Consider the following 15,644-nt stretch of genomic DNA (forward strand, 5'->3'; position numbering starts at 1 on the left):
GAAGAAGGAAGAAGGAAGAAGGAAGGAGTTATTTGTTAGCTGCTACTAATTCCCAGGCACAATTACCAATTAAAAACTATGCTACAAGTCTCTAATTTGAATGTTTATTACGGCGAAAGTCACATTTTGCGCGATGTCGATTTAAGCGTCATGGCGGGGCAAATGGTTTGCTTGATCGGCCGCAACGGTGTGGGCAAAACTACTATGCTAAAAACGATTATGGGGTTGCTGCAACCGCGCAGCGGCACTATTGCTTTTGGCGGAGAATCTATTGCTTCTAAGTTGACTCATCAGCGGGCTAGATTGGGAATTGGTTACGTACCTCAAGGGCGCGAAATCATTCCACGTTTGACGGTGAAAGAAAATCTATTATTGGGTTTGGAAGCGAAACCAACCAAAATCAAAAATCCTGAAATTCCTGATGAAATTTTTGAGTTGTTTCCGGTTTTGAGAACTATGCTCGATCGCCTGGGAGGTGATTTGAGCGGGGGACAGCAGCAGCAGTTAGCTATTGCTAGGGCTTTGATGGGTGAGCCGCAGTTGCTGGTTTTGGATGAACCTACGGAAGGGATTCAACCATCCATTATTTTAGATATAGAAGCTGCGGTACGCCGCGTAGTTGCGACTAGGGGAATTTCTGTTTTGTTGGTGGAGCAACATTTGCATTTTGTGCGGCAGGCTGACTGGTATTATGCTATGCAAAAAGGGGGGATTGTGGCTTCTGGAAGCACTAGCGAGTTAAGTGATGAGGTGATTCAGAGGTTTTTGGCTGTTTGATTCAGAAGGAAGGCACGACACGGATTTGGACACGGATACACGGATTAATTAACAATCTGGAAATGAGGCAGAGCCTCTAGATATTTATTCCCAGGCAGAGCCTGGGAACAAGGGATTCCGTTCGGACGCCATCCCCACTTTGTTGGACAAGAAGCGATTTCAATCGCGCCGGAAACGAGACTATATTATTGATTTTTTCTGCCGTCGGGCATTGTGGTGCCGGCCATACTTGCTCGATCGATACTAGCGCCATCTATATTAGCATTGCGGAGGTTGGCATCGGAAAGATTGGCATCTCTCAAGTCGGAAAATCGCAAGTCTGCACCGTCTAGATTTGTCTTTGTCAAGTTGGCTTTTCTGAGGTTAGCGTTGCTGATTCTCGCTCCTACTAATTCGGCTCGGCTTAAGTTTGTGCGAGCTAGATTGGTGTTGACAAAATCTGAGATCTCGAAGCGACTACCGCTGAGGTTGGCATCTGATAAATCTGCTCCTGTCAGGATGGGATTTTTTAAGTTAAGGTTAACTAATTTTACGGCTCGGAGGTCGCAGCGGGAGCAGCTTTGAGTTAGCAGCAGCGTTTCGACGTTGGCGTTGATTTGGTCGATTTGTTGCTGGGAGAAATTTTCGGCAAATTCTGGGGAGACGTAGCCGAGCTTTTTGGGGTCGTTTGCTTTTGGTTGGGGTGTTTGGATTGGGGGTGTTTGGATTGGTTGGGGTGTTTGGATTGGTTGGGGTGTTTGTGGTTGGGGTGTTGGGATTGGTTGGGGTGTTGGGATTGGTTGAGGTGTTGGGATTGGTTGGGGTGTTTCTATTTGCCCGATCGCACTTAGTTGCAGCCCCACCTTCGGCAGTTCGATAGTTGCTGCAAAAATTAGTAGGGCGATCGACATTATTGTGAGTTTTTTCATAAATCTATAACTTTTTGTTTGCAAAAATACCATTTATATGGTATAATACCTGGAAAAGTCAACCCCCTACATTTCGCTAAATAGATCAAAATTCAGATAAAAAACTTCGGAACCATCAGGTGCGCGAATTAACTTTTCTATTACCGAAGGCAGTTGCTGTTGACGGTACAATTCGGGAATCTCGCAGAAACTTTCTTCGGTAATTTCTAAAATTTTTGGCATATCAGGAAGGGGAATCCCTAACCGATCGCTTTTATTTAAGGTACAAATAATCAGGTATTTGCAGTCAGCCATGCTCGGACTGCTGGGAAATATTTTGGATAAATTAATTATGGTAATCAGTTCTTCTTGATGTCGCAGTAAACTATTACCGTTAGGTAAAGTGCCGTAGGCATTAAAGTTTTTAACAATGCGCTCCACTCGTTCAATAGGGACAGCATAGTAAATATTTCCAAGTTCAAAGGAAACAAATTTTTTAGGGGCAATTCTAACAGTGGCTTGTTTCTTGCTCCGAAAGCGGCGATTGTAATTGGCGTGAGTCATTCGATTTTAGATTTTAGATTGAATAATTATTTAATTTTAGATTTTAGATTGAATAATTATTTGATTGAAGATTGAAGATGGAAGATTGAAGATTATTTGATTGAAAATTGAAAATTATTGAATTTTATTAGGTGCGTCTGCTGCGTAGCTTCGCACTCTAATTCGCGGGTGGAATTATTGTTTGCCTAAGTTTTGTTTGAGATTAGGGATTATTTGATGGAAATTTGAGATTATGGATTAAATTATTGATTGGTGGATTAATTTGGGGATGGCTTGTAAAAGTTGGGCTTCGCTGTAAGGTTTCGTGAAATATTGATTTGCGCCTAATTCCATTGCCATTTGCCGATGTTTTTCCCCACTACGTGATGTCAGCATGGCTACGGGAATCTTAGCAAACCGCTCGGTCGATCTGATCGATCGCAACAATTCAAATCCATCCATCCGAGGCATTTCAATATCCACGATCGCCAAACTGCAATCAAGACCATTTTGCAACTTTTCCAGGGCATCCACACCGTCTTTAGCCTGTACCACCCGGTAGCGAGCACGAGTCAGCGTCATAGACAGCAACTGGCGAATTGTATAGGAATCATCCACTACCAAAATCTGCGGTGACTGACTCGCACTCGCCGGCATCTCCTTCACTTTACCTGACACAGCGGCGATCGAACTATTTACCCCAGGTTGGGCCACCAGATCATCCACATCCAGAATATTCACCACGCGCCCGTCCCCCAAAATCGTAGTCCCCAAAACGCCGCGAGGCTTGGATAGAGGCGGCGGCAAAGGTTTAACCACAATTTCCTGCTGACCGATCAGCCGTTCCACGGCCACCGCCAGCATTCCTTCGGTAGAAGCCAAAACCAGAACCGGAATTTCATCTTGGGTCAAAGGATCGGGAGAGGGGGCATCCGGCCCGACGACGCTGTATTCGAGCAAATCTTGCATTCTCACCAAACGAATAAATTCCTCCCGCCACCACAGCATCGGCTGATTGCCGGCAATGTGAACTTCCGAGGCTTTAATGTGGAGAATTTCCTCGACTGCATCCAGCGGCACTGCTATTTTATTGTGATCGGTCTTCACCATCAAAGCATCAGTAATCGACAGCAGCAGCGGCAGTTTGATAATAAAACTCGTACCTTTTCCGAGGCGAGAGTCTACCTTCACAGTTCCCCGCACAGTCCGCAAATTTGTTCGCACCACGTCGAGCCCGACTCCCCGCCCCGAAAGGTCGCTGACCCCTTCTGTAGTGCTGAAACCCGGCCAAAACAGAAAATCGTAGAGTTCGGCAATGGAAAATTCTTGAGCTTGTTCCTCCGTAGCCAAACCCTTTGTGACAATTTTACGGCGAATCATTTCCGGGTCAATGCCTTTGCCGTCATCGGCGACAGTAATAATAGTTTGGCCGCCTTGGTGGCGGGCTTCTATTTCTATTTGACCGCTGGCCGGCTTGCCGCTTGCTTTCCGAACTTCGGGCATTTCGATGCCGTGGTCGAAAGCGTTCCTCACTAAGTGTATTAAGGGATCGCGCAAAGCATCGAGCAAACTTTCGTCAATTTTGGTATCTCTTCCCACTAGCAGCAGGTTGACATCTTTATCGTATGTGAGGCACATCTCCCGCAGAGCTCTGGGCAAGTGATCGACGGCGCGACTGAAACTCACGACTCGCAACTGCATGACGCGGCTGCGTAGTTGTTCGGTAATGCGGCGCAGTTGGTCGGTACTGCGCTCGAATTTCATGGCTAAGGTGTCTAATTTGGTGGCGGAGTGAGAAATTGCTTGGGCAGTTTCGATGACTTCGGCGGCTGTCGAGTGGAACTCTGTATAACGATCCATCTCTAAGATATCGAAGTGAGCATGAACCGGAGAGGATTTGCCGTTAGCAATCATGGGCAATTCTGTTTCTGCTGCTGCAAGTTTTACCAATCCAGAGTTCCCGTTTCCCCCTCTCCACTCTGCAAAGCTCAGTCTGTCGTATTCTTCTCGCAACTGACCGCCGAATTGGTTCAAATCTACGATATTGCGGCGAATGCGCTTGACTTCGCCGCGCAGTTCGGATTCTTGAAGTTCTAAATTTGTACGGTTGATGACTAATTCCCCGACTAGATTCACCAATTCAGTTAAACGTTCTAAGTCTACCCGGATTGTCGGCCTTTGCGGGTTGGCGACTGGGAGAGTCGGGGAGGGGGGGACAGTTGGGGAGGGGGAGGGGGAGATTTCCGGGGGAGTCGGGGAGTCGGAGAGTCGGGGGGAGTCGGGGGGAGTCGGGGAGGGGGAGATTTCCGCGGGAGTCGGGGAGTCGGGGGGAGTCGGGGAGGGGGAGATTTCGGGGATGTCGATCGCCCTTCCTTCCAATATTTGTTGGCGTGCGGTTTGCAAGTTTTGGGCGATCGCCCAACCCTCGGATTGCAACCGTTGTAGAGTCAAGTTTGGAGAGTCGATCAAATCTCTGAGGGCGGCGGCGACTTTCCCAAAATCCGGCAATTGCAGCATTCCAGCCAAACCGGAGAGTTGGTAGTAAACCTGCTTGAGGGCGGTGACGCTTGTTGCCAAATCTGCCTCGGGAGCTTGGGAAAGCTCGGTTTCTAGGCGATTGAAGAGTGCCGGCACTTGGTGTTCAAAAATCTGTTTCAGGGTTTCCGGGGCGGTCGATTGGCTGACTGTGGGGACTGGCGACGGTTCTGAGTTGCCGTACTTGGCCTGGAACTGATCGAAAATTTGGGCGATCGCCTCCAAGTTTTCCGTTTGATCCGGAGTTGTCACATCGGAGTGTTGAACTGATTCGATCGTAATCTTTTTGAGAGCATCCACCCCTTGCAGCAAAACGCTCACAGTAGTCGGTTCCAGGGCTGACAAGTCTGTGCGATCGCGCAAAATGACAAAACAGTCCTCCAGCGTGTGAGCCGCCGCCGATACGTTTTGAAAGCCCAACATCGAACCCGCACCTTTAATCGAGTGAGCAGCCCGAAACATTTCTTTAACTGCCGCTTGTCGCTCTTTCAAACCCGCCGATTCCATCGCCAGCAGATTCGTCTCCATTGACTGGAGAAACTCTTCGCATTCTGCGGTAAAAGCATCTATTAATTCGTTTAAATCGTCATCATTCATATTAGTTTGTTGTCTGTTGTCTGTTGACTGTTGGCTGTTGGCAGTTAACAGTTGTCTGTGGGCAGTTTTTTTTATATATGTGTCCCGTTATTTAACTGTAATTGTTGTCAGGGTGGGTTCACGATTATCTATTATAAATTCGCATTCAGGATATTCGTCAAACCGCCCCGGCAACAACGATAGTTATTAGTGATTCGTATAACTGTCAACTATCAATTGTCAACTGTTAACAGTCAACTGAACTAACTGCGGAAATTCGCCACCGACTTTTGCAATTGGCCCAGAGAACCAGACAACTCGTCCAAAGATGCTTTGACATCCGCACCTTTTTGGGCGGTCGTATTCGCAATCTCGTTGACTTGCTGCATACTGTTAGCAATTCCCTCAGCCGAAACAGTTTGCTTGGCAGATGCGATAGTAATATTCTGCACTAAAGCATTCATTTCTCGACTAACTTCGATGATGGCATTGAGGTGAGTTTTAGCTTCGCTTGCCAGCTTAGTGCCTTCCACTACCTCCAGCGTCCCGGATTCCATTGCCTTCATCACGCGGCTGATTTCTTCTTGAATTGTACCGACAATTTCGGAGATTTCCTCCGTAGCGCCGGCGGATCTTTCTGCTAATTTCCGCACTTCTTCGGCAACAACTGCAAAGCCTAAACCTTGTTCGCCGGCTCGCGCCGCCTCAATAGTAGCATTCAGAGCTAATAAATTAGTTTGCGAAGCAAGTTGAGAAATCGAAGTCACAATTTTGCCAATTTGCTGCGAAGATTCGCCCAAACGCTTCATCATTTTCGAGGTAGAGGCGATCGTCAACCGGAGCCCGTTAATGCCTTCGACAGCTCGATCGACCGCCATACCGCCGACTTCAGCCGTTTGAGAAGACTGCTGAGCAACTGTTTCGGCGCGCACCGAAACATCTCGCACGTCGCGGATCGAATTCACAATCCGCTCGATTTCGCGCATGATGGCAGATATTTTTGCTGCTTGAATTTCCGCCTGTTGGGTGAGTTGACTGGTATTGTTAATTGATTCGTCGGTGGCAGATGTTACCTGTTCGGCTAAAGTTTGAATTCCCGTTACCACTTTCCGCAGAGAACCGATTAAGAAGTTGAAAGAGTCGGCGACAGCACCTAAAACGTCGTTAGTCACTTCCGCCCTGACTGTCAAGTCGCCTTGAGCCGCGCCTTTAATTTCTCCCAACAATTTAAGGACTTGCTGCGTCAGAGAATCAGCTTCAGCTTTACGTTCTGCTGCCAATTTTCCTAGTCGTTCTTCTGCTTCTTTGCGCTCGGTGATGTCAAAGCGAATGGCGATATATTTGACTATTTTGCCACTGGTATCAAAAATGGGGGAGATCGTCGAATCTACCCAGTAAAACGAGCCATCTTTGCGTCGGTTTTTGATTTCCCCTTGCCACACCAAACCGCGAGAAAGTGTCACCCACATTTCTTCAAAAAATGATTTGGGATGGTAGCCGGAATTGACGAGGCGGTGGTTGCGGTGCAGGAGTTCTCCCATGCTGTAACCGGAGATTTCAATGAATCTGTCGTTGACGTAGGTAATCATGCCTTGGACATCAGTTTCGCTGACGATCGCCGATTCATCTAGGGCATTTTGCCGCGTTTTGAGTTCTTGCAGCAAGCGTTCCTGTGCCTCGGCTAACTCCTGCATTCGCTGCTGGGATGCTCTTTGTTCAGTGATATTTCGGCAAACGACTACGCCGCCTTTAAGCGCCCCAGTTTCGTCTTTGAGTGGCCGGCCGTTAACTTTCACCCACACACCCTCTGGCTTGCCTGCGTGGCGGGTGAAAATGTCTACGTCGTCAACTACTTCTCCTCGAACCGTGCGCGCTAAAGGTATTTCGCCTGGGGGATAGGGAGTTACGGTATCGGGCAAGAATAAACCGTATTTTGCCGACCATTCGTTGAGAATAGAATCTGTCGCACCCATGCCAAACATATCTTCGGCGGCGGGGTTGAACAAAATAAAATTGCTATTTTCGTCGGCAGCAATTATGCCGTCGCCAATGCTGTTTATTAGCAGTTGCAAGAGATTGCTTTGCTGGCGAAATTGTTCTTCGGAACTCGCTAATTGGGCTGTTGTTGTTTCTAATTGCACCATCGCCTGTTTGCTTTCGGTAACGTCGCGAGCGACTGCATACATGAGCTTTTGTTCGGTTTCAGGTCGCACTTTCCACGACAGCCACTTGTAGGAACCGTCTTTGCAACGGTAGCGATTTTCATAAGACTTTAATTCGGAGCCACTGGCTACTTTTTCCGCTTGTTCTAGGGTAGATTCGCGATCGTCTGGATGGACTAAATCGATATAATAGTTGTCTTCGAGTTCAAGCGCCGCGTAGCCGAGTGTCTTTTCCCAAGACGGATTAATGCGCTTGAATTTGCCTTCAAAATCTATAATACAAATCAAGTCTAGGGAAAGGGTAAAAAATCGATCGCGCTCTTCTTCTGCTTTTTTGCGATCGGTAATTTCGAATACCACACCTCCGACACCGATGGGTTTGCCGTCAGATCCGGGCAAAGGAAAGTATGAGGCTAGCCAATCTCGGATAACGCCCGGTTGGTTGAGAGTTGTACCCGAAACCTCAATGTTTAAAAACGGTTGGTTGGTGACAAGAACTTGCTGCAACATCGGCTCTAGGGTTTCGAGCATTTCGGGTACCACTTCCCTCACCGTCTTGCCGAGGTGTTCGGCAATTGAGGGGCCGGTGGTTTCCGCTAATTTCTCGTTAACTTGCACGAAGCGCAACTGCTCATCAAAAATAAACATTGAGGCCGGGGCTGCTTTGAAAAAGGCGTCAAAGCGGGTTTGACGCAAAACTAATTCTCGTTCTAGGGCTTTGCGATCGCTGATGTCGCGGCCTTCTGGAATTAGCATCAAGACTTTACCACTGTCGTCTGTGATGGGTTTGATCGAGAAGTCAACGGTCGCCACTGCACCGTTGGCAACTAGCACATCCACTTCGTAACGGACTACCTCGCCGGCTGCGGCTGCGGCGATCGCTTCTTGTATCTGTTGCTTGGTTTCTGGGGAAATCTGCCACCACAGGGTTTCGGAAAACGGAGTGCCTATTATTTCTTCGCTCCGCAGGCCTGCGGCGGCCAGGGCTGTTTGGTTGGCTTCCAAAACGGTGCCGTCCGGTTTAAGCAGACCTATAAATTGGAACGATTGGTCGAAAATGGCTCGGAATAGTCTTTCGCGATCGCGCAGCATCTCTTGTGCGCGTTTGCGATCGCTGATGTCGCGAGTAACTGTTGCCAACCCGATAGGCTCGCCGGTTTCTGGGTTTTTGACGGTAAATATGGTGAAGTCAACCGGAATGTTTTCGCCAGTTTGAAAGTTCCTCAAGCGGAATTCACCCTGCCAAAAACCGTCTCGCACAGTAGGCGGCAGGATTTCTTCTTGGAAAAACTTAACATCTTCTGCACAGAAGAACTCATAAACACTTTTATTTTTGACTTCTTCAATATTTGGCAATCCTACTAATTTCATTCCAGCGGGATTCAGGTATGTTGCCTCTCCCTCCAAGGTTGCCGTGCCGATAAAATCTGAGCTGCTTTCTACAATCGAAATCAATCTTTGTTTTTCGATTTCCGCTTGCTTGCGCTCCGTGATGTCGTTGTTAGTTTCTAAAATTCCTTTGGGTTTTCCCTGTTCATCTCGCTGCAAATTCCAGCGGCTGAATACGGTGATTTTGGTGTCAGAATTGGTGGTGTGAATTACTTCTCCTTCCCAATAATTCTGTTCTTCTAACTGTGCCGAGATAGCTGCTAAAGGCTGAGGGAAAATGCTGTGCAATAGAGTATGGGTAATTTTCCCCAAGGCTTCTTTTTTTGTCCAGCCGTACATCCGTTCGGCTCCCTGATTCCAATAATTAATCGTGCCGTCAATATCCCGAACGATCAAGGCGTCGCTGGCGAGGTCGAGCATTTGCAAGTTCTGCTGCAAGGCTTCTTCTGTGCGCTTGCTTTCTGTAATGTTGCGGGCGATAGTTGACAGAAATTCAATTTCTCCCTTCTCGGATTTGTGAGCAATAATTACTTGAGAAACTGGTATTTCTTGGCCGTCTAAAGTTCGCCACAGTGCCTCACCGCTCCACGCCCCCTCCCGGCAAGCTGCGGGGATGCCGACGTTGAGAAGAGTGTCGATACTTTTGGGCGATGTCAGGTCGGAAATGCTGAATCCGGCTAAATCTGCGTGCTCGCCAACTCTCAACATTTCTCTGGCTGCGCGGTTGAGATAAATGGTGTGCTGTTGGGAGTCGGCGATGCCTACCCAGTCTGTTGTCGTTTCTAAAATTGCTTTGAACCGCAATAGTTCTTGTTCAGATTTGCGACGCTGTGTGATGTCGCGCGCGAAGCCGAGCATTCCTAAAATGTTGCCTTCTGCATCTTTGAGGGGCAATTTCTGGGTGTCGAAGGTGTGTACTTTGCCGTCGGCTAAGGTGCCTAAGTCGTTGGAACCGGGCGCGAGGTGCTTGTCTGCCCGGAAGTTTTGGATTTGGTTTTGGGAATCGGTTTCGGCGTGGAAGTTGGGGAAGATTTGATCGACCGATATGCCTATTTCTGCGTCGTCTTTGCCGAGAATTTCTGCTTGAGTTTTGCCGAAGGCGGTGGCGAAACCTGCATTGACTAGGGTATAGCGCGAGTTTCGATCTTTGACAAAGATGCAGTCTGGCGTAGCGTCAATGACTGTCCGCAGCAAGCTTTGGGAGCTTTGTACTTCTGCGAGTGTGTGCCGCAGTTGTTCTTCCATTTGCACGCGCTTGGTGATATCTCTCATTGCGGAAACGAGAAATTTCCTGCCGTCGGTATCTACAAAAATAGATTTTTTGGCGGAGAGAAAGCGGGTGTTTCCTGCTGGATCTTGGATGGTTTTTTGGACTTCGCTGCTGGTATTTGTCAAGAAAACTAATTCGTCTTTTTCTCGATATTTCTCTGCTTCCTCTTTGGGCAAAAACTGGTCGTAGCATTTGCCAATTAGTTCTTCTCTGCTGTGACCTATGTATTGACAAAAGGCATCATTTAATGTTATCCAGCGGTGCTGTTGGTCTTTGACGTAAAGCGGGTCGGGGATGCTGTTGAGGATGTTGTTTAAGAATTGTTCTGAGGCTTTTAATTGCTCTTGGGCTGCGGTGCGATCGAGAATTTCCTGTTCCAATTGTGCGTTAGTTTGCAGTATCTGCTCGGTTCTTTCATTCACTCGCTGCTCTAGTTCTGCGCTTAGCTGCTGCAAGGCGGCTTCGGCCTGTTTGCGCTTGGTAATCTCCCGGCCTTCTGCGAGTATTTGAAATACTTCTCCTGTTGCATTTAACAGCGGCTTAAACGACAAGTCAATTACTGTTACCTGGTTGTTAGCTCCGGTGATTTCGTATTCTTCCCGGACAAAATTCCCGACCGAAACTTGTTGAATGTTCGTTTTTAGGCGCTGCTGGTTTGTTGGGGATGATGCCCAGCCTGGTGTCAGCCAAAATTTCATTCCCAGCACTTCTGATGCTGGGAAATCGCCCAATTTTAGCGCTGTCTGATTGGCTTCGATCAGAGTACCGTCTGCATCCAATAATGCGATCGCTTGAAAAGCTTGGTCGAAGATTGCGTGAAATCGCTGGGTTGTTTCGCTCAGCGCTTGTTCTGTTTCTTTTTTAGCGTTAAGGATACGGGTGGAACCTACTAAGAAGCCGTAGCGGTTGGACAAACTCAAAAAAGCGATCGCCGCAATGACAGTGATCCAATCGAACACAGTTTGCACCACCGGAGAGTGCGGCAGTCCTAGGTATTCGGCGGCGTGGCCGCTGTGGCCGAAAGCGCAAGTCCAAAATATGCCTGCTGTGACTGTGGCGAAGATGTCGAACCCGAATTGACGGTTTCGCCACAAACCTAAGCTGATTAGCCAAGCGATGGCAAAGTAACATCCAGAAATGATGACATTAGCCGCCCCAGCTACCAGCGATGGGGACAAGTCAGGCAATGTCAGGGTGAAAGTTGTTGCGAGCCAAGTATAGAGAAGTTTGATCATAAGATTAAGGATTGGCAAATCGGATGCGGGCGATCGTTAGTTAAATTTATAGATGCAAAGCCGTTGCAGACTTATGTGTATGGCGGATTTTTACCAGCGTTCGGAATGGGCGATCGCTTCTACATCGACAATCATTAGCAAGCGTCCTTCGGAATTGTACAGACCTTTTAAGAATGGAGCTAGGTCGGGACTGACATCTAGTGCTGAGACAATGCGATCGGGATTGAGAGGTAAAACTCCTTCGACGCGGGAGACGGCTAATCCCAGGCGCATTTTCGACAACAATCTCACGTCTCGTGGATCAGGCGCTTCTACCACTAAGATGCGGCTGTTTGGGTGGTAGGTGTCAACAGACTCAATACCGACAAACAGTCCAAAGTCTGCTGCTGCTAAGATTTCGCCCCGCAAGTTGGTTAATCCCAGCAAAAATGGCTGGGTATTGGGAACCAGGGAAATCGGTTGTTCCTTGAGTGAAAGGACTTCCCGCACTGCATCTAATTCTATGCCGAATAGACTGCCTCCTTGACCGAACAAGAGAAATTGCTTTGTTGCACTTGTCTGATTCCCCCCAGCGGGGGGAGCCGTTATTTTCATGGCTTATTTTTAGTTTATAGTGTAGCTTACCAATTAGAGTTTTGCGACCCTAAAGCCGATCGCCGATCAAGTTTTTCAGCATCACTTTGGGTGCCTCAAATGTTTCCGTTAAATAAATCGCGGCTGGGCAAATAAGCAGGTTTCTATCATTAAACATAAACTTTTATGGAATTCAAAAACCCAGTTAATTTTAAAAAAACAGGGTTTGTCGGTATAATCTTTTTTGGGAAGTGGCCGATCACTTTATATTCGGCTTACGCGGAAAGCAAGCGCTGCACTATGTGGACGAGTTGCTGAGGTTCAAAGGGTTTGCTGACGTAAGCGTCGGCCCCTAAATCAGTTCCCCAAGCTTTATCGATCTCGGTGTTTTTATGAGTACAAAATACTACGGGCAATTTTGCAGTTGTGCGATCGCCCCGCAATTCTCTGATCACTTCAAACCCGTTCATTCGTGGCATCACTACATCTAAAACGACCAAAGCCGGAGGAGTTTTGCGGATCATGGCGATCGCTTCTTCGCCGTCGCCTGCCCGGATCACATCCAGTCCGGCATCTTGAAGAATGCGGCAGATGATTTCTAGTTCGCTCTTTACGTCGTCCACTACTAAAATTTTTGACATAATTCCACACTTCCTTGCTGTTACTGACAGCGGACTACGTTTATTCAGAAGCTGGCGCGACCGGCGGCGATGGGACTATACCGCTTTGCGGACAAATTAATGTACTTCTAAATACAATATAGCCGATCGTATGGCTGAAGGTTAGCTGTAAGCGATAAAAAGCGATAAAAATTTACTTTGCTAACGGAATCGCTCTGAATAAATTAATCGGCAATTAGTCATTGATTTTTGGTGATTCGCTGTGTTGAAACCAACAGCTCTTAGTAGAAGGAGCGCTTGGGGTACTAAAGCGATATTTTCTACGTATATTTTTGAAATTTGTTCCCAACTATCTAGTTAATTTCATTGCCTAAATAATGCTAGTTAATGGATTTAATTGGCGTCAATAACAGTCACTTAAAAGTAGCTATGGCGGGGTAAATTATGGTATTGAGAAAAACTTTGTTCACTTAATATACAGCGCTATATTTCTGAGCTAGCGCTATTTTGTAATTAATAATACAAGCTTAATTTTAGGAGGGTAACAATGACATTTAAAGAATTTTATTGTCTGTAATTTATAATTCGGGGGCAAAATAAATTGACCGCGCGATAGTCCCATTTTACCCAGTAGAGGAGTGTTGAGTTCACCAAAACTACTGCCAGCAGGCGATACCAATCCTTGAGCTTGATTGTGAACCCCGCCGAAAAGACTGCTGGAAGATGCGGTCAATCGATTTTAGATTTTAGATTTTAGATTTTAGAATTGAAGAAAGTGCTCGCACTGATAAATCCGGGGGCGGGTGATGAGCAGTCGGAGCTTTTTCCTCGCTTCACGGATGAATCCGGAGGCCCCAGACGACATTGCTTGATTGTCAAATTAGTCGGCGAGGGAGAGACGGCGATCGGCTATAATAAAGGGCTAGAGGAAAAGAACACCGAAAACCCGAAAATATGGTTGCCATCCAAAGAAATCTCAACATTGCCGCCCTAGAAGCAGAATACAGTCAAAAAACACCGCGAGACATTCTCAAATTTGCCCTTGAAAATTTTGACAATATCTCCATTTCTTTCAGCGGGGCTGAAGATGTAGTTCTGATCGATATTGCCTCAAAAATTACCAAGAATTTCCGCGTTTTCACCCTAGACACCGGACGATTGCACTCGGAAACTTATCAGTTTTTGGATCAAGTCAGAAAACATTACGGCATTAAATTAGAAGTAATGTTTCCCGATGCAGCCGAAGTACAAGCCCTAGTAGAAGAAAAGGGATTGTTTAGTTTTTATCAAGACGGTCACAAAGAATGCTGTGGCGTGCGGAAAGTCAAGCCGCTGCGCCGCAAATTGAATACTCTTGATGCTTGGATTACCGGTCAGCGGAAAGACCAAAGTCCCAGTACCCGCAACGGTATTCCGGTTATTGAAGTTGACACTGCATTCTCAACTCCTGACCATGAATTAATTAAATTCAACCCCTTAGCAAACTGGTCTTCGGCAGAGGTTTGGGAATACATTCGCGCTTTGGATGTGCCTTACAACAAGTTGCACGAACGCGGTTTTGTAAGTATTGGTTGCGAACCTTGTACAAAGCCGGTATTGCCGAACCAACACGAACGCGAAGGTCGCTGGTGGTGGGAAGAAGCGACCGTAAAAGAGTGCGGTTTGCACGCTGGTAACGCCCAAAAATAGTAAATCACTTAGTAGGGTGCACCTAGCGCACCCTACTATTTGTTTGGTGCGCCTAGCGCACCCTACCCAAGAATAAATGCACTTCACAACATAAATAGTAGCGGAAGAATTCGCAATTAAAATAAACAGAAATTACGCTGAGCTTGCCCTTGAACTTTGATAAAATGATCGACAGTCAGAATAAATAGTAGCGGAAGAATTCGCAATTAAAATAAACAGAAATTACGCTGAGCTTGCCCTTGAACTTTGATAGAATGATCAACATTCAGAAAAGTTTTTAAAGCAGGTACTATTATGCTTGTCTCAACTCGCGAATTGCTGAACACGGCCCGGAGAAAGGCTTATGCGATCGGCGCTTTTAACGTCTACAACCTCGAAGGAGTAAAAGCCGTCATCAATGCCGCCGAAGCGCTGGACAGTCCTGCGATACTGCAAATTCACCCCAGCGCCCTCCTATACGGAAAGTCGCCTTTAGTCGCGCTGTGCATCAAAGCTGCCCGCACATCTTTAGTACCGATCGCAGTACACTTAGATCACGGCACCTCAGAAAAAGACATTCACATCGGTCTAGCCGCCGGCATTAAATCAATTATGGCAGACGGTTCTCCTTTGCCCTACGAACAAAACTTAATATTTACCCGGGAAATGGCTAAATTATCCCACGCTAACGGTGCGGCAGTTGAAGCAGAAATCGGCAGAATTAGTGGCAGGGAAGAAGGTTTGACAATAGATGAGAAAGCTGCAAGGATGACCGATCCACTAGCAGCAGTAGAGTTTATCAAAGAAACTAAGGTAGATTTTTTAGCCGTAACAATTGGTAACGTTCACGGCAAATATTTAAGCCAACCCAAACTCGATTTTTCGCGTCTGGCAAAAATCCGGGCTGCTGTTTCAGTGCCGTTAGTGATGCACGGGGCGAGCGGTTTGCCGAACTCAATGATTCATCAATGTATTAAATTCGGAGTATCTAAATTTAATGTGAATACGGAAGTTCGCGAAGCTTATATGGACGTATTAAAAACTAACATTTCTGAGCCACATCCGGATTTGTTGGAAATAATGGAAAAAGCTATCGATGCCATGCAATCGGTCATTTCTGACAAACTGCAACTTTTCGGTTCTGTCGGTAAAGCTTATTTGCATCAATCTCCCTACGCGGATGACTTGACTGCCAAGAGTACGAGCAACAAACAAATAAGCCGCAACCAATCAAGTTTTGATCAAATGTTAAAGCCTGCGTATAGTGAGGCCTTCAGTCTTATGTTGAAGTAAAAAAAAACTAACGTCCTGACGGCGAACCAGTTTTTAGTCAGGACTTTAGTCCTCTTTAACCGTTTAAAAATTTATCAGGATCGATGCCAGATTCCCGCAGCCGCCGAATTAAAGAC

General features: G+C 46.9%; 9 protein-coding genes. 3 read left to right on the plus strand and 6 right to left on the minus strand.

The features are described from left to right. Positions 1-78 precede the first annotated feature (78 nt). Complete coding sequence (gene urtE, locus QUA10_RS09945; RefSeq protein WP_333080160.1) at positions 79-777, plus strand: urea ABC transporter ATP-binding subunit UrtE; 699 nt, start codon at positions 79-81, stop codon at positions 775-777. 185 nt (positions 778-962) lie between these two features. Here urtE and QUA10_RS09950 read toward each other — a convergent pair whose 3' ends face one another. The 6 genes from QUA10_RS09950 to QUA10_RS09975 all read right to left on the minus strand — a co-directional run bounded on the left by QUA10_RS09950 (position 963) and on the right by QUA10_RS09975 (position 12,588). Continuing rightward, positions 963-1,685, minus strand: coding sequence for a pentapeptide repeat-containing protein (locus QUA10_RS09950; RefSeq protein ID WP_333080159.1), 723 nt, complete (start codon positions 1,683-1,685; stop codon positions 963-965). A gap of 66 nt (positions 1,686-1,751) precedes the next feature. Continuing rightward, a complete protein-coding gene (locus QUA10_RS09955; protein ID WP_333080157.1) occupies positions 1,752-2,228 on the minus strand; it encodes a chemotaxis protein CheW in 477 nt (158 codons plus the stop codon). A 237-nt stretch (positions 2,229-2,465) separates the two neighbouring features. Then, positions 2,466-5,339, minus strand: a complete 2,874-nt coding sequence (locus QUA10_RS09960) for a hybrid sensor histidine kinase/response regulator (protein ID WP_333080156.1) — start codon at positions 5,337-5,339, stop codon at positions 2,466-2,468. 242 nt (positions 5,340-5,581) lie between these two features. Further along, positions 5,582-11,374 (minus strand): PAS domain S-box protein, encoded by a 5,793-nt coding sequence (locus QUA10_RS09965; protein WP_333080155.1) that lies wholly within the window; start codon positions 11,372-11,374, stop codon positions 5,582-5,584. Between the two features lie 90 nt (positions 11,375-11,464). Continuing rightward, a complete protein-coding gene (locus QUA10_RS09970) occupies positions 11,465-11,968 on the minus strand; it encodes a chemotaxis protein CheW (RefSeq protein ID WP_333080154.1) in 504 nt (167 codons plus the stop codon). A gap of 254 nt (positions 11,969-12,222) precedes the next feature. Beyond that, positions 12,223-12,588, minus strand: a complete 366-nt coding sequence (locus tag QUA10_RS09975; protein WP_333080153.1) for a response regulator — start codon at positions 12,586-12,588, stop codon at positions 12,223-12,225. 933 nt (positions 12,589-13,521) lie between these two features. On the opposite strand from QUA10_RS09975, the gene QUA10_RS09980 reads away from it, so the two are divergent. Continuing rightward, positions 13,522-14,256, plus strand: coding sequence for a phosphoadenylyl-sulfate reductase (locus tag QUA10_RS09980; protein ID WP_333080152.1), 735 nt, complete (start codon positions 13,522-13,524; stop codon positions 14,254-14,256). Between the two features lie 294 nt (positions 14,257-14,550). Continuing rightward, the gene (locus QUA10_RS09985; protein WP_333080150.1) at positions 14,551-15,528 is read left to right on the plus strand and encodes a class II fructose-bisphosphate aldolase; all 978 of its coding nucleotides are present in this window, start codon (positions 14,551-14,553) and stop codon (positions 15,526-15,528) included. The last annotated feature ends 116 nt before the right edge of the window (positions 15,529-15,644 follow it).

It is taken from the genome of Microcoleus sp. Pol8_D6, assembly GCF_036700965.1.
Taxonomy (GTDB): domain Bacteria; phylum Cyanobacteriota; class Cyanobacteriia; order Cyanobacteriales; family Microcoleaceae; genus Microcoleus.

What these genes read in the sequence shown, in the direction of transcription:
- QUA10_RS09970 (WP_333080154.1), bottom strand. Translation starts at nt 11,968, where the DNA reads ATGAAAATAACGGCTCCCCCCGCTGGGGGGAATCAGACAAGTGCAACA.
- QUA10_RS09980 (WP_333080152.1), top strand. Translation starts at nt 13,522, where the DNA reads ATGGTTGCCATCCAAAGAAATCTCAACATTGCCGCCCTAGAAGCAGAA.
- urtE (WP_333080160.1), top strand. Translation starts at nt 79, where the DNA reads ATGCTACAAGTCTCTAATTTGAATGTTTATTACGGCGAAAGTCACATT.
- QUA10_RS09950 (WP_333080159.1), bottom strand. Translation starts at nt 1,685, where the DNA reads ATGAAAAAACTCACAATAATGTCGATCGCCCTACTAATTTTTGCAGCA.
- QUA10_RS09960 (WP_333080156.1), bottom strand. Translation starts at nt 5,339, where the DNA reads ATGAATGATGACGATTTAAACGAATTAATAGATGCTTTTACCGCAGAA.
- QUA10_RS09975 (WP_333080153.1), bottom strand. Translation starts at nt 12,588, where the DNA reads ATGTCAAAAATTTTAGTAGTGGACGACGTAAAGAGCGAACTAGAAATC.
- QUA10_RS09965 (WP_333080155.1), bottom strand. Translation starts at nt 11,374, where the DNA reads ATGATCAAACTTCTCTATACTTGGCTCGCAACAACTTTCACCCTGACA.
- QUA10_RS09985 (WP_333080150.1), top strand. Translation starts at nt 14,551, where the DNA reads ATGCTTGTCTCAACTCGCGAATTGCTGAACACGGCCCGGAGAAAGGCT.
- QUA10_RS09955 (WP_333080157.1), bottom strand. Translation starts at nt 2,228, where the DNA reads ATGACTCACGCCAATTACAATCGCCGCTTTCGGAGCAAGAAACAAGCC.